16 protein-coding genes and 1 riboswitch are annotated in these 20,056 nt (G+C 32.5%); of the genes, 12 read left to right on the forward strand and 4 right to left on the reverse strand.

Annotated elements, in window-relative coordinates; genetic code table 11:
* A complete protein-coding gene (locus ABEB18_RS13135) occupies positions 1–615 on the reverse strand; it encodes a deoxynucleoside kinase (RefSeq protein ID WP_348799766.1) in 615 nt (204 codons plus the stop codon).
* A gap of 564 nt (positions 616–1,179) precedes the next feature.
* On the opposite strand from ABEB18_RS13135, the gene ABEB18_RS13140 reads away from it, so the two are divergent.
* Both ABEB18_RS13140 and ABEB18_RS13145 read left to right on the forward strand, forming a co-directional pair.
* On the forward strand, positions 1,180–2,058 hold the full coding sequence (locus tag ABEB18_RS13140) for a GLPGLI family protein (protein ID WP_348799767.1): 879 nt from the start codon (positions 1,180–1,182) through the stop codon (positions 2,056–2,058).
* A gap of 92 nt (positions 2,059–2,150) precedes the next feature.
* Entirely contained in the window at positions 2,151–4,808 is a 2,658-nt protein-coding gene (locus tag ABEB18_RS13145) for a carboxypeptidase regulatory-like domain-containing protein (protein ID WP_348799868.1), read from the forward strand.
* Positions 4,809–5,040: 232 nt separating this feature from the next.
* On the opposite strand, the gene ABEB18_RS13150 is transcribed toward ABEB18_RS13145, so the two are convergent.
* On the reverse strand, positions 5,041–6,102 hold the full coding sequence (locus tag ABEB18_RS13150; RefSeq protein WP_348799768.1) for a BamA/TamA family outer membrane protein: 1,062 nt from the start codon (positions 6,100–6,102) through the stop codon (positions 5,041–5,043).
* 116 nt (positions 6,103–6,218) lie between these two features.
* Entirely contained in the window at positions 6,219–7,469 is a 1,251-nt protein-coding gene (gene metK / locus ABEB18_RS13155; RefSeq protein ID WP_348799769.1) for a methionine adenosyltransferase, read from the reverse strand.
* A gap of 745 nt (positions 7,470–8,214) precedes the next feature.
* Between metK and ABEB18_RS13160 the strand changes: the two genes are divergently transcribed.
* The 10 genes from ABEB18_RS13160 (at position 8,215) to ABEB18_RS13205 (ending at position 18,958) form a co-directional block, all read left to right on the forward strand.
* Entirely contained in the window at positions 8,215–9,507 is a 1,293-nt protein-coding gene (locus ABEB18_RS13160) for an O-acetylhomoserine aminocarboxypropyltransferase/cysteine synthase family protein (protein ID WP_348799770.1), read from the forward strand.
* A 91-nt stretch (positions 9,508–9,598) separates the two neighbouring features.
* Positions 9,599–10,645 carry an alpha/beta fold hydrolase gene (locus ABEB18_RS13165; protein WP_348799771.1) on the forward strand — a complete coding sequence of 349 codons (1,047 nt, stop codon included), beginning with the start codon at positions 9,599–9,601 and terminating at the stop codon, positions 10,643–10,645.
* Positions 10,646–11,619: 974 nt separating this feature from the next.
* Entirely contained in the window at positions 11,620–11,817 is a 198-nt protein-coding gene (locus tag ABEB18_RS13170) for a hypothetical protein (protein WP_348799772.1), read from the forward strand.
* Between the two features lie 239 nt (positions 11,818–12,056).
* Positions 12,057–12,164, forward strand: a riboswitch (SAM riboswitch).
* Positions 12,165–12,231: 67 nt separating this feature from the next.
* Entirely contained in the window at positions 12,232–13,203 is a 972-nt protein-coding gene (locus tag ABEB18_RS13175; protein ID WP_348799773.1) for an alpha/beta fold hydrolase, read from the forward strand.
* 62 nt (positions 13,204–13,265) lie between these two features.
* Positions 13,266–15,680, forward strand: a complete 2,415-nt coding sequence (gene thrA, locus ABEB18_RS13180) for a bifunctional aspartate kinase/homoserine dehydrogenase I (protein WP_348799774.1) — start codon at positions 13,266–13,268, stop codon at positions 15,678–15,680.
* Positions 15,681–15,690: 10 nt separating this feature from the next.
* Positions 15,691–15,993 carry a hypothetical protein gene (locus ABEB18_RS13185; RefSeq protein ID WP_348799775.1) on the forward strand — a complete coding sequence of 101 codons (303 nt, stop codon included), beginning with the start codon at positions 15,691–15,693 and terminating at the stop codon, positions 15,991–15,993.
* Positions 15,994–16,025: 32 nt separating this feature from the next.
* Positions 16,026–16,460, forward strand: a complete 435-nt coding sequence (locus ABEB18_RS13190) for an OsmC family protein (protein ID WP_348799776.1) — start codon at positions 16,026–16,028, stop codon at positions 16,458–16,460.
* 126 nt (positions 16,461–16,586) lie between these two features.
* Entirely contained in the window at positions 16,587–17,759 is a 1,173-nt protein-coding gene (locus tag ABEB18_RS13195; RefSeq protein WP_348799777.1) for a trans-sulfuration enzyme family protein, read from the forward strand.
* 86 nt (positions 17,760–17,845) lie between these two features.
* Positions 17,846–18,409: an alpha/beta hydrolase gene (locus ABEB18_RS13200; protein WP_348799778.1), complete on the forward strand. Its 564-nt coding sequence runs from the start codon at positions 17,846–17,848 to the stop codon at positions 18,407–18,409.
* Between the two features lie 138 nt (positions 18,410–18,547).
* The gene (locus ABEB18_RS13205; RefSeq protein WP_348799779.1) at positions 18,548–18,958 is read left to right on the forward strand and encodes an RrF2 family transcriptional regulator; all 411 of its coding nucleotides are present in this window, start codon (positions 18,548–18,550) and stop codon (positions 18,956–18,958) included.
* 170 nt (positions 18,959–19,128) lie between these two features.
* On the opposite strand, the gene ABEB18_RS13210 is transcribed toward ABEB18_RS13205, so the two are convergent.
* Positions 19,129–19,911: a sulfite exporter TauE/SafE family protein gene (locus ABEB18_RS13210; RefSeq protein WP_348799780.1), complete on the reverse strand. Its 783-nt coding sequence runs from the start codon at positions 19,909–19,911 to the stop codon at positions 19,129–19,131.
* Positions 19,912–20,056 lie beyond the last annotated feature (145 nt).

Consider the following 20,056-nt stretch of genomic DNA (forward strand, 5'->3'; position numbering starts at 1 on the left):
TTAGAATAATCCGTTCAGTTCAGCATCTATTCGATTGATGATATTTCCTAAATCTTCAGGATTGTCAACGAAATTAATATTGTCAACATCAATAATCATTATTTTTCCCTTGTTGTAAGTTTGTACCCAAGCTTCATAACGTTCGTTAAGTCGGCTTAAATAATCAATAGAAATGGTGTTTTCATATTCACGACCTCGTTTGTGAATTTGTCCCACTAAGTTTGGGATAGAACTTCTCAGGTAAATCAACAAATCAGGAGCTTTTACCAAAGATTCCATCAATTCAAAAAGAGATGAATAATTTTCAAAATCGCGATTTGTCATCAATCCCATTGCATATAGATTGGGAGCAAAAATATGAGCATCTTCATAAATGGTTCTATCTTGGATAATTTTTTTACCACTTTCACGAATTTGCATCACTTGACGAAAACGACTATTCAAGAAATAGATTTGTAGATTAAATGACCATCTTTCCATTTGATGATAAAAATCGTCTAGATAGGGATTGTCAACAACTTCCTCAAAATGGGGCTCCCATTTAAAATGTTTGGCTAACAAACGTGTTAAAGTTGTTTTTCCTGACCCTATGTTTCCAGCTATAGCTATGTGCATTACGATATTGGGATTTAAAAATTCATATTTTCTAAGTTTGTAAAAATAGGTAAAATTTGTTTCTAGAAAAGGGATTTATATTATGATTTTGAAATATTAATTGTAGGCTTTGAGCAATTTCAAAAATAAAATGTCTGCATCCTAAAAAGGGAATAATAAATGGAGTAGCTCTTTTTTAAAATTTCAATTTGATGTTTAATGCATTATGTGATTTGTGATTGTATTTTTATAGTACAAATAAGTTAATTCTTTAGTCAGGAAATAAGCTGAATTTATCTTGAAATAATAGCAGTTTGTATATTCGATTTTTTGGAGAGCAACATTGGTTTTATCTTTGAAATGTAATTCTTTGACAGTTTTTTTGACCTTGAATTATAAAAACAGTTAGAATTTTTTGGTTGAAATTCTAATAAAATTATTTTTGGTTGTTATTCCTAACAGGCTTTAAAACCTGTTAGGGATATTATTTCTTTAGCAACGCAATTTTAATTGATAATAAGACAGTTGTTTTAGTAACAAACCGATACACTCACAAGACAAATTGTCAAACGAAAACATCAAATTATGAGAAAATTATTTTTTGCTTTTAACATGATAGCCTTAACGATACAGTTACAGGCACAAGAATTTCAAGGTATGGCAGTTTATGAATCCAAAACCAGTACTGCGGATTTTAAAAACAGAATGCCAGCAAACAGAGATATTACTCCAGAGATGCAAAAAAACATGGAGGAGCGAATGAAAAAAATGTTCGAAAAGACATTTATTCTAAATTTTGATAAATCAGCATCCACTTACAAAGAAGAAGAAAAACTCGATACACCAGGGCAAGAAGGTGGTGGTATGCGTATGATGAATTCTATGATGGGTGGCGGAGGAACTTTTTACAAGAATGTAAAAGACAAATCCTATACAGTAGATAAGGAATTTATGGGAAAAGAATTTTTAATCAAAGATTCGTTACCTAATTTAAATTGGAAACTTGAATCTGAAACCAGAATTATTGGAGGATATAACTGTTTTAAAGCAACAGCAGTTCGAGCAACAAGCAAAACCGATTTTAGAAATTTCAGACCTAAAGACGAAAAAAAGGAAGAATCAAAATCTGATGATAAAGACAAAAAGACGTCATTGATGGCGAACATTGAAATGCCAAAGGAAACTATAGTTACTGCTTGGTACACACCCGAAATACCAGTCAGTCAAGGGCCTGAAAATTACTGGGGTTTGCCAGGTTTGATTTTAGAAATTAATGACGGAAGAACAACTATATTGTGCTCAAAAGTGGTTCTGAATGTGAAAGATAAAGTTGCCATAAAAGCTGCTACAAACGGAAAAGTGGTTACGCAAAATCAGTACGATGAGATTGTGGTTAAAAAAATGGAGGAATTTAGAGAGATGGGCGATAGAAATAGAGGAGGAATGCCGCCACCAATGCGTTAACAGACACCAATCTAAAATTAATTTTTTTTTAAACAACAAACACTTAAGTGAAAAGGTTACTCAGCTTTATTTTGATACTGTTTACAACCGCAATGGTTTCTCAGAACATTAGGTTCGACGGAACTGTTACGGATAACACCAATAAGCCCCTCGAAATGGCCAATGTTATGGCGGTAAACACCGAAACCAAAACGATGGATTCGTATGCCATTACAAATGATAAAGGAAAGTTTGTATTGAATTTAAAACCCAATTCGAATTATTCGATCAAGCTAAGTTTTTTGGGAATGAGAAATAAAGAATTTACTCTGGTTACTACGGCTCAAAATATCACCCAAAGTATCGTGATGGATTCTGGTGGAATTGAGCTCGAAGGGATCGAAATAGTGAGAGAAATGCCTGTTTCTATCAAAGGGGATACTATTGTTTATAATGCTGATTCTTTCAAATCTGGAACCGAAAGAAAACTGGAAGATGTGTTGAAAAAATTACCTGGAGTCGAGGTAAATTCCGATGGAGAGATTGAAGTTGAGGGGAAAAAAGTGTCTAAATTAATGGTAGAGGGTAAAGATTTTTTTGATGGAGATACCAAGCTTGGCGTAAAAAATATTCCTGCAGATGCAATTGATAAAGTTCAGGTGCTTCGAAATTTTAATGAAATCGGGGCTTTGAAAGGATTGGAAAACAATGAGGAAAATGTTGCCATGAATATCAAACTCAAAGAAGGAAAGAAAAACTTTTGGTTTGGAGATGTCAATGCCGGTATTGGTGTTGCTGAGTTAGATAGTCGCTATGTTGTTAATCCGAAATTGTTTTATTACAATCCGAAATACAGTGTCAATTTTATTTCCAATTTTAATAATATAGGAGAGTTGCCTTTGACAATTCAGGATTATTTTAAATTCACAGGTGGTTTTAGAAACATGATGAAAAAAGGAGGAAGCAGTTTTAACGTTTCGTCTAATGATTTAGGAATTTCACTCATGAAAAACAATAAAGCCAAAGAAATTGACACCAAATTTGGCGCAACCAATTTTGCCTATAATGTTACTAAATCTTGGAGCCTAAGCGGTTTTGCTATTCTGTCAGAATCAAAAACAGAGTTGGAGACCATCTCTCAAACAAAGGTTCTTGATCCAAATTCGACCGAAGTTTTTTCTACAGAAAACAGATCCGAAAACACAGATCAAAAAAGCCATTTGGGTTTGTTTAAATTGAGTTCTAGTTACAAACCGAATTCTCAATTTCAGTTCGATTATGATTTTTTGTCTAAATTATCAAAACAAGATGAATACAGTACCATTGTGAGCCAGTCAATAGACGAGTCTGGAACACAAAGTCAAGATATTAATACCAACAAAATTCAGAACCCAACAGCGTATAATCAAAATCTAAGTTTGTATTATACGCAAAGTGAGAAAAATATTTTCGCTCTCGAAATGCAACATTTATACCAAGAGGAAGATCCTTTTTACAATGCCATTTCACAGTATCAACCATTTGTATTGCCAGGATATGTTGAGGGACAAAATAGTAATGATATCAATCAAAATCGTTTTGTAAAGACCAACAAAGTAGATACTAAATTAGATTATTATTATATGGTAACGCCTAAGAGCAATCTTAATTTTACTTTTGGGAATACATACTCGTACCAAAATTTTAATTCCAGTATGTTTCAAATTTTAGACAATGGAGATACAAATAAATTACTTGACGCAGCAGATAATAATAGCGTAACGTATCGTTTTACCGATGCTTTTGTGGGTTTGCATTATAAAATTTTGGCAGGAAAATTTACAATCACTCCAGGGGTGAGTTTTCATTATTACGACATGACCAATGCTCAACTCGGCGTAAGCAACACTAATAGTTTTACAAAAGTGTTGCCTGATTTTTATACATTGTATCAAATCAAAAAGTCTGAAACATTGACCTATAATATGACTTTTACAAATGACTTTACCGACATCAATAAATTAGCCGAAGGGTATGTGTTAAATAATTATAATAGCTTATTTAGCGGAAACAGTAATTTGTCTAATGCTACTTCTCAGGTGCATTCGTTGCGTTATTTCAAATACAATATGTTTAATTTCGAAAATATTTTTGCCAATGTTACTTATACAAGAGTAATGGATGCAATAAAATCTAATGTCATTTTTGATGGAATTAATCAAACGGCAACTCCTTATAATTCGACTGATTTAGATCAATCAATTTCGGGAAATGGTAGCTACGGACGTTCTTTTTTAAAGAATTATAAAGCTTCGGCAAGTTTGAGTTTAAATTGGTCTAAATACCACAATATTCAAAATAGCGAATTGGCCGTATCCGAAAGTTTTACCCAAAGTTATACGGTAAAAGCATCAACCAATTATAAAAAATTACCCAATCTAGAAATAGGTTATAATAAGATGATTAATGATTTTGGAAGCGATACTTTTTATACCGATAAGCCTTTTGCAAAATTAGATTATTATTTTTTGAATGGTTTTTCGTTTGTGACCGAATACGAGTATTATCACTATTACAACCATTCCGAATCGGTTAATAATGAGTATGATTTTTTAAATGCGAGTTTGATTTATCAAAAAAAGGATAGTAAATGGGAGTATAAAATTTCAGGAACGAATATTTTGAATACTGTTTCTCTCAATGATGATAGTTTTTCTCAATTCTCTACAAAAGTTTCAAGATACACAGTGCAACCCAGGTATATTATTTTTTCATTAAAATATAATATATGATGAATAGAAGTTGATACCACTTTTTGAGTGAAGTGTTTATTTTATTTAGTGTTTAAAATTGTTTGTTTAACTCAAAAACAATTTCTATTCAAAAAAAGGGACTGTCCAAAAAGACATAATCTTGTCGAGCTGAACTTGTTTCAGCTTCTTTAGACGCTTGATTATCATTTGTTTTTTAGATTCCGAGATAAATTCGGAATGACAAAACAAGACTTTTAGGACGGTCTCTTTTTTAAAACGCTTCCGAGACTCTAAAATACAATCCCCAATCTCCTTTTCCTGCTGCAATATCAAAACCTGCGTTCATTTTTCGTTTTGGGATAATCATATATCGAGCACCCAATCCAGCAGCAGGTAAGAGCCCTGAACCGTCAAAAGCTCCTGCAATCCCTGCAAATCCTACAGCACCCCATTTTTTGTAAATATGATAGCGGTATTCAGTTTGTATTGCTAAAACCATGTCGCTTCTGTAATCTCCACTAGAATATCCTCTCAGGTCTTTTCCTCCAATTGTTTTTTCACCTATAAAAGGGACTGTTCCTAGACCAGCATAATAATATAAACGAGATGCTAAAACACCATTTTCATTAATACGTTGGTAATTATTAAAGTCTAGCTGAATATAACTGAATGTTTCTTCATTACCCATCCATTTTGGATTGTTGATATAATTTAAGTTGACAAAAAATCCATTAGAAGGATTGTAAATATAATCTCTATTGTCAAAACTAGATGGAATCCCGAAACCACTCAGGCGTGATTTTTCATCAGGGTTTCCATTATCATATTCCGTTGTCGAATTAGAATATTTGTATTTTAAACCCGAATAAAAACGACTAAAAAAATTATAGGTAAAGTCAACCACAAAAAAACTGATTTCAGTAGAAAAATCGACATAAGTGGGGTCGTAAATATCCGAAACATCATCCAAATATTGAAAATTTTTGATCCCAGTACCGCCAACCCACGAAAGCCTTATTTTATCTTCTTTTAAATACAATCTTTGAAACACAAAAGTAAACCATGATTTGTTTTCAGAATAAAAAGCTCCAATACCTGTCTTACTCGCTGGTGAAATAGTGTCTTTTGGATTTAAATCTGTGAAACAATTTAGCATTGCTCCTGCCGAGATGCCATAGGAACGGTTATAGGAAACTATTGGTATTGGCGCAAAATTGGTTCGTGACAAAATCCCAGTCTTCGTTTTGATAGAATCCTGTTGTTGTGCCCAAATAGTATTTTGAATATTTAGAATAAAAATGAAGGCGATTGCTAAAAAAACTCTGTTTTTCATAAGGTTTTGTTTATCAGTGTAGTAAATATAATAAATATTATAATGCTATTAGATAAATAAAAAAACCGCAATTTCTATTTTTAGAATTGCGGTTTTCTGTACAATAATTCGAATTTTTATAAGCCAAAAGCGGCTTTTACTTGATCTACGTAATCAAGCTTTTCCCATGTAAATAATTCTACTGTAACTGTTTTTTCAGTTCCTCCAGGAGCTACAAAAGTTTTAGTTACGGTTTCTGGAGTACGTCCCATATGTCCGTAAGCTGCCGTTTCGCTATAGATAGGATTTCTCAATTTCAAGCGTTGCTCGATAAAATATGGACGCATATCAAAAATAGCAGCTACTTTTTTAGCGATTTCACCATTCGTTAAGTTTACTTTTGAAGTTCCGTAAGTTTCAATAAAAATTCCCATTGGTTCTGCAACTCCAATTGCATAAGAAACTTGTACCAAAATTTCATCGGCAACTCCTGCAGCAACAAGATTTTTAGCGATGTGACGTGTGGCATACGCAGCACTTCTATCTACTTTACTTGGATCTTTTCCAGAAAAAGCTCCTCCTCCGTGAGCTCCTTTTCCGCCGTAAGTATCAACAATGATTTTTCTTCCTGTCAATCCAGTGTCTCCATGAGGTCCTCCAATTACGAATTTACCAGTCGGGTTTATGTGGTAATTGATTTTATCATTGAATAAATGTGCGTATTCTGGATATTTTGCTTTTACTCTTGGAATCAAAATAGTAATCAAATCATTCTTGATTTTTGCCAACATTTCTGCCTCAAGTGCAAAATCATCATGTTGGGTTGAAATTACAATAGCATCGATTCGTTGTGGTTTGTTATCGTCACTGTATTCTAGAGTTACTTGTGATTTTGCATCAGGGCGCAAATAAGTAATTTCAGAATTCTCTCTTCTTAAACTAGCTAATTCAATTAATAGCGCATGAGCAATATCTAAAGCTAGTGGCATATAATTTTCGGTTTCATTTGTAGCGTAACCAAACATCATTCCTTGGTCACCAGCTCCTTGTTCTTCTTTGCTAGCTCTATCAACTCCTTGGTTGATGTCTGCGGATTGTTCGTGAATTGCAGAAAGGATACCGCAAGAGTTGGCTTCAAACATATATTCGCTTTTGGTATAACCAATTTTACGAATTACATCACGGGCAATTTGTTGTACATCTAAGTAGGTATCTGATTTTACTTCACCAGCCAAAATTACTTGACCAGTTGTAACTAATGTCTCGCAAGCTACTTTTGAGTCAGCATCAAATGCCAAAAAATTATCAATTAATGCATCTGAAATTTGATCAGCAACTTTGTCTGGATGTCCTTCACTTACAGATTCTGACGTAAATAAATAAGCCATAATAAATTTAAATTTTAAAATTAATTGAGAAAAAAATTGCAGAATGGCTAAAGGAGAGTTCCTGTTTTAGCATTTTTACTACTGAAAATTTTTCAGCATCCATAATGAACAACTTTCATTATGAAGAGGTTGCAATCAGTTCAAATTTTTCCTCTTGTTTTCGGGTGCAAAGGTATGAAACCATTTTGAATTCCAAATTAATCTTTTACTTTTTTTGACTAATTAAGAGGATTTTAACAAACACGACTAGTTCTATAGAATTTGTAAAAATATTTCACTTTTTCTTTGGTAGTTAAAAATAAAGTTTGCACATTTGTCAAACAAAAGAAAACAAAATGAACTTTATTACTAAAAATATGTGTTGTATGATGTCGGAAACTTCCGCAGGGTACACTATTGTTTAGTTTTTTAGTCTAAATAATATACAAAAAAGTACCTCTGCAATTGCGGAGGTTTTTTTTTGATGTGAATTGAAGGTAAATTTAAAATAAGAAGTAGAAAAAATTAAATGGAATAAAAATGAGTAATTCAATTGTAAATAAAATGATAATGTGTTGTTCGATGTGTATGTACATCCCAATACTCTATTGCCAAAAGTGAAGGATTTAGTCCTTGGTCTAGTTTAACAATTAGCCCTTTTGGTAGCCATCCGAAAGGGCTTTTTTATTTTCAATGCAATTTGATAAAATATTTAGAATCAAAATAATATAGATATAATAATTATAACATTAAAAATTAAACAATTATGAGCACACAAAAATTCGCAACAAACGCATTGCACGCAGGACATGACGTATCTAAAAACGGAGGAACAAGAGCAGTTCCTATTTATCAAACCACATCTTATGTGTTTAATAACTCGGATCATGCGGCTAATTTATTTGGCCTTTCCGAAGAAGGCTATATTTATACCCGATTAAACAACCCAACCAATGATATTCTAGAAAAACGATTGGCAACTCTTGAGGGCGGAATTGGTGCTGTTGTAACAGCATCTGGAACGGCGGCGATATCGACAGCTTTATTAGTATTGCTAAAAGCGGGAGATCACATTGTAGCGTCTAGTAGTTTGTATGGGGGAACTTATAATTTATTAAAAGTAACATTGCCAAGATTGGGTATCACAACTACTTTTGTAGATCCTACCGATTCAGAAAACTTTACTCGTGCCGCAAAATCTAATACAAGAGCTTTTTTTGTAGAAAGTTTGGGTAATCCAAAACTTGATGTTCTTAATTTGAAAGCGATTTCTCAAGAAGCCAAAGCTTTCAAGGTTCCTTTTATAGTAGATAATACGGTAGCTTCTCCTTATTTGTTGAACCCGATTGAGTATGGAGCCGATATTGTAATTCATTCTTTAACAAAATACATTTCAGGAAATGGAACTTCACTTGGAGGTGTTATAATTGATGCTGGAAAATTTGATTGGGGCAACGGAAAATTTCCTGAATTTACAGAACCTTCTCCTGGATATCACGGTTTGGTATATCATGAAGCACTCGGCAACTCAGCTTTTATTGCTAAGGCACGTATTGAAGGCTTGAGAGATTTTGGAGCTGCACTGAGTCCATTCAACGCTTTTCAAATTATTCAAGGTTTAGAAACTTTAGAAGTCCGCATAAAAAGACACAGTGAAAATGCTTTGGCCTTGGCTCAATGGTTAGAACTTCAAGAAGAAGTGGCTTGGGTGAATTATCCAGGGTTAAAATCGAGTAAATATTATGTTTTGGTTCAAAAGTATTTGCCTAAAGGACAAAGTGGTGTAATTGCATTTGGATTAAAAGCAGGTTATGACGCTGCCAAAAAAGTAGCCGATAACACAAAGCTCTTTTCGATACTAGCAAACATTGGTGATACGAAATCGCTGATTATTCATCCAGCAAGCACAACGCACCAACAATTGTCTGATGAGGAACAAATAACTGCTGGAGTGACCAAAGACCTGATTCGATTATCGGTTGGTTTAGAAGATGTAGATGATTTGAAAGCCGATTTGAAAGCTGTTTTTGAAACCATAAAATCGCCACAATTAGTTTAAACATGTTTTATTTTTTGTTAGTAAAACTGCCTTAACTATTGGATTGTTAGTTAGAGGCAGTTTTAAAAAATAATTTTAAAAAATAGTCAAAATGGAAAATTTAGAAAAAATAGATCTCTTTAATTTTAATTTAGAGATAGGCAAACAAAAACAGTATCTTCCTTTGTTTTATCAGGTTTTCGGGAAACCGCTAGGATCAGCTCCGGTAGTTGTAGTTAATCATTCGTTAACAGGTAATTCATTAATAATTGGAGAAAAAGGGTGGTGGAGAGGTGTTGTTGGGGAGAACAAAGCAATTGATACAAATTATTTCACAGTTATTGCTTTTAATATTCCAGGAAATGGTTTTGATGACAATCTAGATAATCTAATCGATAACTACCGCGATTATACGATTCGAGATATTGCTAGGATTTTTTGGGAAGGACTTTCTTTTCTAAAAGTAAAAAATGTTTATGCTGTTATTGGTGGGAGTTTAGGAGGAGCGATTACGTGGGAAATGGCAGCTTTACAACCTGATCGAATTGAGAATGTGATTCCAATTGCAACCGATTGGAAAGCTACTGATTGGGTTATTGCTAATGTATTAATTCAAGATCAAATTCTAAATCACTCCGACGATCCAATTGTAGATGCTCGTTTGCATGCGACACTATTATATAGAACTCCAGAATATGTAAATCAGAGGTTTAGAAGAAGTAAATTGGATGAGCTATCGGTGTTGCAAATAGAGAGTTGGTTATTGGATCATGGTTTTAAATTAAAAAGCAGATACCGATTGGCAGCTTATAAATTGATGAATCATCTTCTTAAAACAAATGACATTACAAGAAATAGAGCCGATTTTTTGACAGTTACTAATGCAATTGAGGGAAGCATTCATTTAATAACGGTTGATACTGATTATTTATTCATAGCCGAGGAGACACGAAAAACTTACAGGGAGTTAACAAGTAGGAAAAGAAACGTTTTTTATCATCAAATACAATCAATTCACGGACACGATGCTTACTTGATAGAAATTAATCAGTTGTCGGATATTTTGAGACCTATTTTTAACCTTCATAAAGAGCTATTGGTGCCATTATTTAAAATAGAAAATGGACAATTTGGGGTTAGATCGGCGAGTTCAAATTGATGATTTGGAATTTTGGTTCAAAAAACGAGCAGAAAGCTGAAAGAAAAGGGGCTAATTCTTTCAGTTTTTTGTTTTATTATCAAATTGTTAACTGTTTTTTGTGACAAATTTTAGCCCTAAAAATAATTTGAGAAGATATTTTTTTTAATGTTTTCTTAAATTTTAAAGAAAAAATAGAAATTTTTTGTTAAAATTAAAGCGGTATTTACGCATATTTAAGAGGTTTTGTTTTTAATGTGTTGGTTGTGAATAGTTTTTGATTTTTGTTGTAATATTTTTTTATTATTATTTATAGGTTTAGTGTTTGGAAAATTGGAAAAAAGTTTAGATATTTGTTCAACCCAATTAGAAAAAGAAAAATGAAATTTAATCTTTGCAATATGTCGAAAAAAGCCATTCAGGTGAAAACCTGGGGGAGGTGTGTATAGCTTTATTTTAAATTAAAAATATATAGCAAAACCTCCCAACAAAATTGTTAGGAGGTTTTTTTTTAAAACCATTTTTAGGACATTTTTTCAAGATTAAAATAAGATTAAGATTTAGTAATTCAATAATTAAATATGCAACAACAATACTCATTTAAGATTAACATTTGTAAAGCCAAGAAGAAGCAGGTTATGATGTTTGTCAATGACATGATGTTTGCTCGTATTTGTTGATTCCAAAAGTATAAGTTTATACAACTTAACCCTCTTTTGGATATTTGTCTAAAAGAGGGTTTAGTTTTTTAAGATCTTAATGAAAAGTAAAATAAATTAAATTAAAGTAGAGCGTGTAGTATAAATTTCAAAATGTAGAAATTATGAGTACAAATAAAATTAAAACAAAGGCATTGCACGCAGTAGCTTTATCGACGTGTTTTGTCCAGCAATCAAAATCAAATAAAGTCGCCAATTGTAAGAACAAGGCACTCAAAATTTAAACAAAAAACAAGTAAAATAGGAATCAATCAAACAATTATAAAAGTCAATATCATGAAAACTATAACATATATCAAAAACAAAATAGAGTTCTTTTTAAGGTCAATAAAAGTAGAACCGTTTAATCCAAAAAACGAATTAAATCACCCTAGATTTGACGTAGATGAAAATTTCGATTTGAAAAGTAAAAAAGGGAATAGTTCATTATTGTTCCATATGTATTCTAAAGATAACGAAACTCTTTTTATCTGAGAACTTAGGCGATTACTTCGACAAAGAAGGTAGCTTGAAAATATTTGCCAAAAAACTCACGATTAAAAACGTAAATTATTCTTTCTTCCAACAAGAAAAAATTTGCGAGAATAAGTGAGCTTTTTGGCAATTTTTATTGAATACAAGAAGAAATATTGCGAGTTGTGATGTAATAATTATTTGGTTATTTCATAAATATGTAGTTAATTTGCATCAAATAAGTTCAGAAACGTATTGAAATGTTATAAAGAAAGGTAGAGGGATTAGACCCGATGAAGCCTTAGCAACCCTTCGATTTATCGAAGAAGGTGCTGCATTCTACCACGCCTAACGTGGAAAGATAACAAATAAAAAATCTTCTGATTCTTTCAACTTTCTTAATAATATTTCCGATACAAATCAAAAAAAACAGATTTGAAATTGGAAAATACCCCAACAACAATTACATTACAAAATTTTACTACTGAGAGTGGTGCATTTTATGCTGCATTCAATTTGAGTTATCAACTTTTTGGTTGCGAGTTACATACTGCACCCATAGTACTGGTTAATCATGCCTTGACTGGAAATTCTCAAGTAGTTGGTTCAAAAGGATGGTGGAATGTCCTTATTGGCGAGAATAGAACTATAGATACAAATAAATATACCATAATCGCCTTTAATGTGCCAGGTAACGGATTTGATCAATCTGTCATTGAGAATTATCTTGATTTTACAGCTAGAGATATTGCACGTCTTTTTATTCAAGGATTAGAAGAGCTTCAAATCAAACAATTGTATGCAATTATTGGAGGTTCGGTTGGAGGAGGAATTGCTTGGGAAATAGCGGCATTGGCACCAAAAATTACAAAACATTTAATTCCGATTGCTACCGATTGGAAATCGACAGATTGGTTGATTGCTAATTGTTATTTGCAAGAACAAATTCTAAAAAATTCGGCAAATCCGATAGAAGATGCTAGAATTCATGCAATGTTGTGTTATCGTACGCCGGAATCTTTTAAAGCCAAATTTGGTAGAACTCTAAACGAAGATTTAGCGATTTTCAATATAGAGAGTTGGTTGCATCATCACGGAGAAAAATTGCAGAAACGGTTTCAGCTTTCGGCTTATAAGTTGATGAATCAATTATTAAAAACTATTGATATTACTCGAGGTAAAGAATCTTTTGTTACTGTTGCTAAACAAATAGAAGCTGATATTCACATTATCGGAATCAATTCGGATTTGTTTTTTACGATAAACGAAAACAAAGAAACCTATGAAATCTTGAAAGAACATAAAGCGAATGTGACTTTTCAGGTTATTGATTCGATTCACGGACACGATGCTTTTTTGATTGAATACAAACAACTGGATAATTTACTAAAAGGAGTTTTTGTTTAGATGGGATTTTTATAAAAAAAATAACAGTCAGAACTGGGTGATGACTTTAAAAAAATAACAAAATGAAGATATTAAAATTTGGAGGAAAGTCTTTGTCAAACGGAGACGGAATTAATAAGGTTGTTGCAATTATAGAAGAAAAAGTATCCAACCAAGAGCAAATAGCTGTTGTAGTATCGGCAAGAGGAAACGCAACAGATGAGTTGGAAGCAATTTTGGTTTTGGCTTCCAAAAATGGAGATTATAAGAAACTTTTGGAAGATTTTAAACAATACCAACAAGATGTTTATACTGATGTAGATTTATCTGAAGAATTCAATAAACTTGAAAAACTTTTTGAAGGAGTAAGTTTAATTGGGGATTATAGCGTAAAAATTAAAGACGAAGTGCTGTCTAAAGGAGAATTGATTTCGGCTAAATTGCTTACTGCTATTTTAATCAAAAAAGGAATTAATGCCCGTTTCACAGATACAAGAGAATTGATTAAAACCGATTCTAATTATGGTGATGCACAACCCGTAGAGCAGGTTTCTAAGAAAAATGTGATTGCTTATTTTAAAGAGCATAATGGAAATACGGTTAACATAGTAACTGGTTTTATAGGTTCGAATAGTAAAAATGAAGCAACTACTCTTGGAAGAAATGGTAGTAATTATACCGCATCTTTGTTAGCTAATTATTTAGATGCCGAAGAACTTCAAAATTATACACATGTTGATGGTATTTATACTGCCAACCCAGATTTGGTTTTGGATGCTAAAAAAATTGATCAATTAACATTTAATGAAGCCAATGAGTTGGCCAACTTTGGAGCTACCATTTTGCATGCCAAAACCATCATTCCTTTGTTGGATAAAAATATTCCGCTTCGTATTCTAAATACATTTAATCATCAAAATCAAGGAACTTTGATTACTTCAAATGTTGGTAAAGAAGGAATAAAAACACTTTCGGTTCTTGAAAATGTTGCTTTGGTAAACCTTGAAGGGAGAGGCTTGTTAGGTAAAACAGGTGTTGATGCTCGTATTTTTAGAGTAATGGGCGACAATGATATCAGTGTGAGTATTATTTCGCAAGGTTCTTCTGAGCGAGGCATCGGTCTTGTTGTTGATGCTGATAAGGCTACAAAAGCGATGATTGAATTGGAGAAAGAATTTGAAAACGACTTTTATTCTAAAGATGTTAATAAAATTTCGGTAACCGATAATGTTTCAGTTATTTCGATTATTGGGCAGGATTTGAGTACGTTTCACAAGCCTTATACCGCTTTAATCAAAAATAAAATTGTACCAATTCTTTTCAATAACACAGTGACGGGTAAAAACGTGAGTTTGGTTGTGAAAAAAGAGGAATTGAATAAGGCTCTGAATGTAATACACGGTGAGATTTTTGGGGTTTCCAAGAAAATCAATATTGCCATTTTTGGTCACGGATTGGTAGGTGGTACTTTGATTAATCAAATTTTGGAATCAGCTGGTGCTATCGAAAAACGTAAAGGGATTAAACTGAATGTTTTTGCCATTGCGAATTCTAAAAATGTACTTCTAAATAAAGATGGTGTTTCACCAAATTGGAGAAACGAAATTCAAACGAATGGTGTTTCTTATACAATTGAAGACGTTATTGAGTATGCAAATGAACATCACTTAGAGAACTTAATCGCAGTTGATAATTCGGCAAGTAAAGATTTTGTTGAAAATTATATCAAATTGGCCGAAAATAGTTTTGATATAATTTCATCTAATAAAGTGGCCAATACTTTGAGCTATTCGTTTTACAAAGAATTGAGACAGGTTTTGGAAGATAATCAAAAAAGTTATTTATACGAAACCAATGTTGGTGCAGGTTTACCATTGATTGATACGATTAAATTGCTACACCTTTCAGGCGAAAACATTACTAAAATTAAAGGAGTTTTCTCAGGAACATTGAGTTATTTATTCAATAATTTCTCAGCGAAAGAGGTTCCGTTTAGCGAAATTTTGAAAGAAGCAATTGATAACGGTTACACCGAACCAGATCCAAGAGAAGACCTCTGCGGAAACGATGTTGGTAGAAAATTATTGATTTTGGCGAGAGAATTAGACTTGCAAAATGAGTTTGAAGAAGTGGCCATTCAAAACCTTATTCCAGAACATTTAAGAGAAGGAGATGTAGATGATTTCTTGACAAAACTGAAGGAATTTGATCCTATTTATGCTAAAATAAAAGCCGAGCAAGAACCAAATCACGTGTTACGATACATTGGTGAATTGTCTGGAGATTTACAAAATGACAAAGGAAATCTGGAAGTGAAATTAGTTTCAGTGCCAAAAGGTACCGCATTAGGAGGATTGAAAGGTTCTGATTCGTTCTTTGAAATTTATACCGAATCTTACGGTGACAGACCAATTGTTATTCAAGGAGCTGGAGCTGGTTCAGCGGTAACGGCAAGAGGTGTTTTTGGAGATATTTTGAGATTGTCGGATAAGGGATAAAAATTAGCAAATGATATTTATAACACAATTCATATACGTATTTCAAGGACAGGAAGAAGTTTTTCATGAGTTTGAAGCAATTGCTATTCCAACGATTTTGAAATACAACGGACAATTACTGCTTAGGGTGCGTCCAGATGAGAAAAGTTATATTGAAAGCAATATAGAGAAACCTTATGAGATTCATTTGGTGGAATTTGCATCCGAAGAAGATTTTGAAAATTTCAAACATGATGAAGAACGAAAAAAGTTTCTTCATTTGAGAGATCAGTCTATAAAAACGGTTTTGTCCATAAAAGGAACTAAACTTTAATAAAATAAGGAAAAAAAACAAACAACAAGACCATGAAAATTACATTAAACAGAGTAAACGAAAATTTCCACTTCGAATTAAAAAACGAACGTGGACATATAGTAAATGTAGATGCACGTCCTGATTTTGGAGGAAACGATATGGGACCAAGTCCAATGGAATTGGTATTGATGGGAGTAGCAGGTTGCAGCGGAATCGATATGATTTCGATCTTAAAAAAGCAACGTCAGGAAATTACTTCTTTCAAGGCTGAGGTTGAGGGAGAACGTGTTCAAGTTGGTGAGGCAAAGCCGTTTAAAAATATTTATGTAGTTTTTTCTTTAGAAGGAAATATCAAAGAAGACAAAGCAGCAAAAGCTGCCCAATTATCTTTTGATAAATACTGTTCGGTTTCTAAAACAGTAGAACCAACAGCTACCATTCATTACAAGGTGATTTTGAACGGAGTAGAATTAGCTAAAATCTAAATTTAATTTCAACAACTATAATAGAGTGCTAATTAATAAAGATTTCGAATTATTTAGTTAGCGAGATTTAAAAAAACAATATGAATTCGCACAAATTTGTGGAATCCGTATTTAAAAAATAAAAAAATGGAAGAACAAGAATTCGGGTTCGAAACCCAAGCCATACGTAATCATTTAGATAAAACACAATTTTTAGAGCATTCTACACCTCTATATTTGTCTTCAAGTTTTGTATTTGAAGATGCCGAGGACATGAGAGCATCTTTTACAGAAGAAAAAGTAAGAAATATTTATTCTCGTTTTAGCAATCCAAATACAACTGAATTTGTAGATAAAGTCTGTGCTATGGAAGGTGCTGAGGCAGGATATGCATTTGCAACAGGAATGGCAGCAATTTATTCGACTTTTGCGGCTTTGTTAGAATCAGGAGACCATATTGTTTCTGCAGGAAGTGTTTTTGGTTCTACTCATGCGTTGTTTATGACTTATTTTCCAAAATGGAAAATTGAAACTTCTTATTTCGATATTAATAAGCCTGAAACAGTTGAAAGTTTTATCAAACCAAATTCTAAAATTTTATACGTAGAAACGCCAACAAATCCTGGTGTAGATGTAATTGATTTGGAGTTGTTGGGCGAAATTGCCAAAAAGCATAATTTAATTTTTATAGTAGATAATTGTTTTGTAACACCTTATGTTCAACAACCTATTAAATATGGTGCACATATCGTAGTGCATTCGGCTACTAAATTAATGGATGGTCAAGGACGTGTATTGGGTGGAATTGCAGTTGGACAAGCTGATTTGATTCGCAAGATATACTTATTCTCCAGAAATACAGGTCCTGCAATGTCACCATTCAATGCCTGGGTTTTATCAAAAAGCTTAGAAACGTTGGCAGTTCGTGTGGATAGACATTGCGAAAATGCGTTGAAAGTGGCTGAGTTTTTAGAAAGTCATCCAAATGTAAATAGCGTAAAATATCCATTTCTGAAGTCACACCCAAAATACGAAGTGGCCAAAAAACAAATGCTTTTAGGTGGCAATATTATTGCTTTCGAAATTAAAGGTGGAATCGAAGCTGGTAGAAAGTTTTTGGATAAAATAAAATTGTGTTCGCTTTCTGCAAACATTGGAGATGTAAAAACAATTGTAACACATCCTGCATCTACAACGCACAGTAAATTGTCAGTGGATGAAAAACTAGCAGTAGGAATTACCGAAGGTTTAGTTCGTGTTTCCGTAGGTTTAGAAACTGTAAAAGATGTAATTGCTGATTTGGAGCAAGCATTGTCATAAGATTATATATAAGGTTAATTGATTATACTTAAGCCCACTTTCTAAAATGTGGGCTTTGTTTTTTAGATGTTTATAAAATTTTAATTATGCCAAAATCAAGATTACTTATTTTATCAGATTTGTTTGGCAGTAAAAAATTAGAATGGATAAATTACTATATTGAAAAATTAGAGTATAGCTTTGATATTCAGTATTATGATGTTCTTAAACTAGGAGAGATTCGAACTGTAGATTTTGATGAGAAGGATATTCATAGTCAATTTTTAGAGAATGGAATTGATAAAGCTGTTCAAAATTTATTAAATCATGAAAAAGAAAAAGTATTTATTTTAGGATTTAGTATTGGGGGAACCATTGCTTGGAAAGCTTCATTACAAGGTTTAAAAGTTTTACAATTATTTGCAGTTTCTTCCACTAGATTGCGTTATGAAACCCAAACTCCAAATTGTAAATTGAAGTTATATTTTGGAGAAGATGATTCTAATAGGCCTAATACGCAATGGTTTTTGGATTTAAATGTATCAAATGTAATTCTTCCAAATCAAAATCATCAATTGTATTTAGAACATGAAATTATAGCTTTAATTTGTAATGAAATCTTGAATACGTGCGATAGTTTTTTAAACAATAATTGTTTCAAGAATGATTAGTTAGTATTCAAAGTAATAGTCTATAAAATTAATAGAGTATTATTCTGATTCTTCAATCAAAAATTATATTTTTGTTATAAAAACAGATACCTTTTTATAAATCTGAAATTTAAATTCTGCAATCTAAAATCTTTATAAGTGCTTTCAAAGAAAACTAAATACGGAATTAAAGCCTTGACTTATTTGGCTAGACGTGAAAATAACGAACCCGTAGCCATTGCTGATATTGCGCAAAGCGAACATATTTCGATTAAGTTTTTAGAAAGTATTTTATTATTACTACGAAATTCTGGTTTTTTGGGAGCTAAAAAAGGTAAAGGTGGGGGGTATTATTTGATAAAAGATCCTAAAGATATCAGTATGGCAAAAGTTTACAGAATTCTTGAAGGACCAATTGCTTTACTTCCTTGTGCTTCGCATAATTTTTATGAGAAATGTGATGATTGCGATGATGAAGGAACTTGTGCTGCACGTCGATTAATGACTCAAGTTCGGGATAATACCCTAATGATACTCGAAAAAAACACTTTGGCAGATATTGCTTTTTAAGTATTAAAACATGTAAGTCTTATAAGTTTCATTTAAAGCTAATTTATATGAAAAAGAAAAGACCATTCTTTGAAATAAATCAATGGAATGGTCTTTTTTTGATTATAAAAATTCTCACTTGTTAATTTGTAAAAATTAGTGCAATTTGTTGTTTTTAATATGAGGTAAACTTAAAAAACCAATTTATATCCCACCATAAATAACATTACAGCAATCGCATTTCTTAGGAATAAATCGGGAACTTTACCACTTAACATACTTCCCATGTATATTCCAGGTAATGACCCCATCAAAAGTTGTCCTAGTAAACTTAAATCCAAATTTCCCATTGTAGCATGTCCTAATCCAGCTACTAAAGTTAATGGTACTGCGTGAGCAATTTCGGTTCCAACCAATTTTGGAGTTGGTAAAAGAGGGTACAAAAAAAACAGTGTTACAGTTCCCAATGCCCCTGCACCAATAGAAGTTAAGGTTACTGTTGCACCCAATAGAACACCTATACCAATTGTTAATATATTTGGAGTGCTGCTTTCACTGTGAAATTTATCGCCAGCGTGTTTTTGAGAAAAATTTAAAAGTTTCTTCTTGAAAATGATTGCTATCGACGTAAACAAAAGAGCCCAGCCCAAACTGTATTTAATTACTGTGTTTACAGTGCTCACATCGGTTTTTATACTGTGCAAAATCCATAAAGTTAATAATGCAGCAGGTACACTTCCTAACGTTAACCAGCCAGTAATTGACCAATTGATATTTCCTTTCTTATTGTGTACAAATATACCGCCCATTTTGGTAAAAGCAGCATACAATAAATCGGTTCCTACAGCTGTAGTAGGAGGAATACCAAACCATAATAAAATTGGTGTCATAAGTGAACCACCTCCAACACCTGTCATTCCAACTACAAAACCTACGAATAACCCTGCAACTACTAATCCTATTTGAAAATCCATAAAAAATTTTTTTTTGCAAATGTAATAACTAACTTATAATAATCCTATCAAAATGGTAGAATTATTAAATTTTGTTTTTGTATTAGGTTGTAATGTATTTATTGTGAATTGTTTAGTTTTATTTTGTGGTTTTAAATAACGAATA

This window comes from Flavobacterium adhaerens, assembly GCF_040045115.1.
Classification (GTDB): domain Bacteria; phylum Bacteroidota; class Bacteroidia; order Flavobacteriales; family Flavobacteriaceae; genus Flavobacterium; species Flavobacterium adhaerens.

What these genes read in the sequence shown, in the direction of transcription:
- ABEB18_RS13210 (WP_348799780.1), bottom strand. Translation starts at nt 19,911, where the DNA reads ATGGATTTTCAAATAGGATTAGTAGTTGCAGGGTTATTCGTAGGTTTT.
- ABEB18_RS13200 (WP_348799778.1), top strand. Translation starts at nt 17,846, where the DNA reads ATGCCAAAATCAAGATTACTTATTTTATCAGATTTGTTTGGCAGTAAA.
- ABEB18_RS13195 (WP_348799777.1), top strand. Translation starts at nt 16,587, where the DNA reads ATGGAAGAACAAGAATTCGGGTTCGAAACCCAAGCCATACGTAATCAT.
- ABEB18_RS13165 (WP_348799771.1), top strand. Translation starts at nt 9,599, where the DNA reads ATGGAAAATTTAGAAAAAATAGATCTCTTTAATTTTAATTTAGAGATA.
- ABEB18_RS13145 (WP_348799868.1), top strand. Translation starts at nt 2,151, where the DNA reads ATGGTTTCTCAGAACATTAGGTTCGACGGAACTGTTACGGATAACACC.
- ABEB18_RS13185 (WP_348799775.1), top strand. Translation starts at nt 15,691, where the DNA reads ATGATATTTATAACACAATTCATATACGTATTTCAAGGACAGGAAGAA.
- ABEB18_RS13135 (WP_348799766.1), bottom strand. Translation starts at nt 615, where the DNA reads ATGCACATAGCTATAGCTGGAAACATAGGGTCAGGAAAAACAACTTTA.
- ABEB18_RS13170 (WP_348799772.1), top strand. Translation starts at nt 11,620, where the DNA reads ATGAAAACTATAACATATATCAAAAACAAAATAGAGTTCTTTTTAAGG.
- ABEB18_RS13140 (WP_348799767.1), top strand. Translation starts at nt 1,180, where the DNA reads ATGAGAAAATTATTTTTTGCTTTTAACATGATAGCCTTAACGATACAG.
- metK (WP_348799769.1), bottom strand. Translation starts at nt 7,469, where the DNA reads ATGGCTTATTTATTTACGTCAGAATCTGTAAGTGAAGGACATCCAGAC.
- ABEB18_RS13160 (WP_348799770.1), top strand. Translation starts at nt 8,215, where the DNA reads ATGAGCACACAAAAATTCGCAACAAACGCATTGCACGCAGGACATGAC.
- ABEB18_RS13190 (WP_348799776.1), top strand. Translation starts at nt 16,026, where the DNA reads ATGAAAATTACATTAAACAGAGTAAACGAAAATTTCCACTTCGAATTA.
- thrA (WP_348799774.1), top strand. Translation starts at nt 13,266, where the DNA reads ATGAAGATATTAAAATTTGGAGGAAAGTCTTTGTCAAACGGAGACGGA.
- ABEB18_RS13150 (WP_348799768.1), bottom strand. Translation starts at nt 6,102, where the DNA reads ATGAAAAACAGAGTTTTTTTAGCAATCGCCTTCATTTTTATTCTAAAT.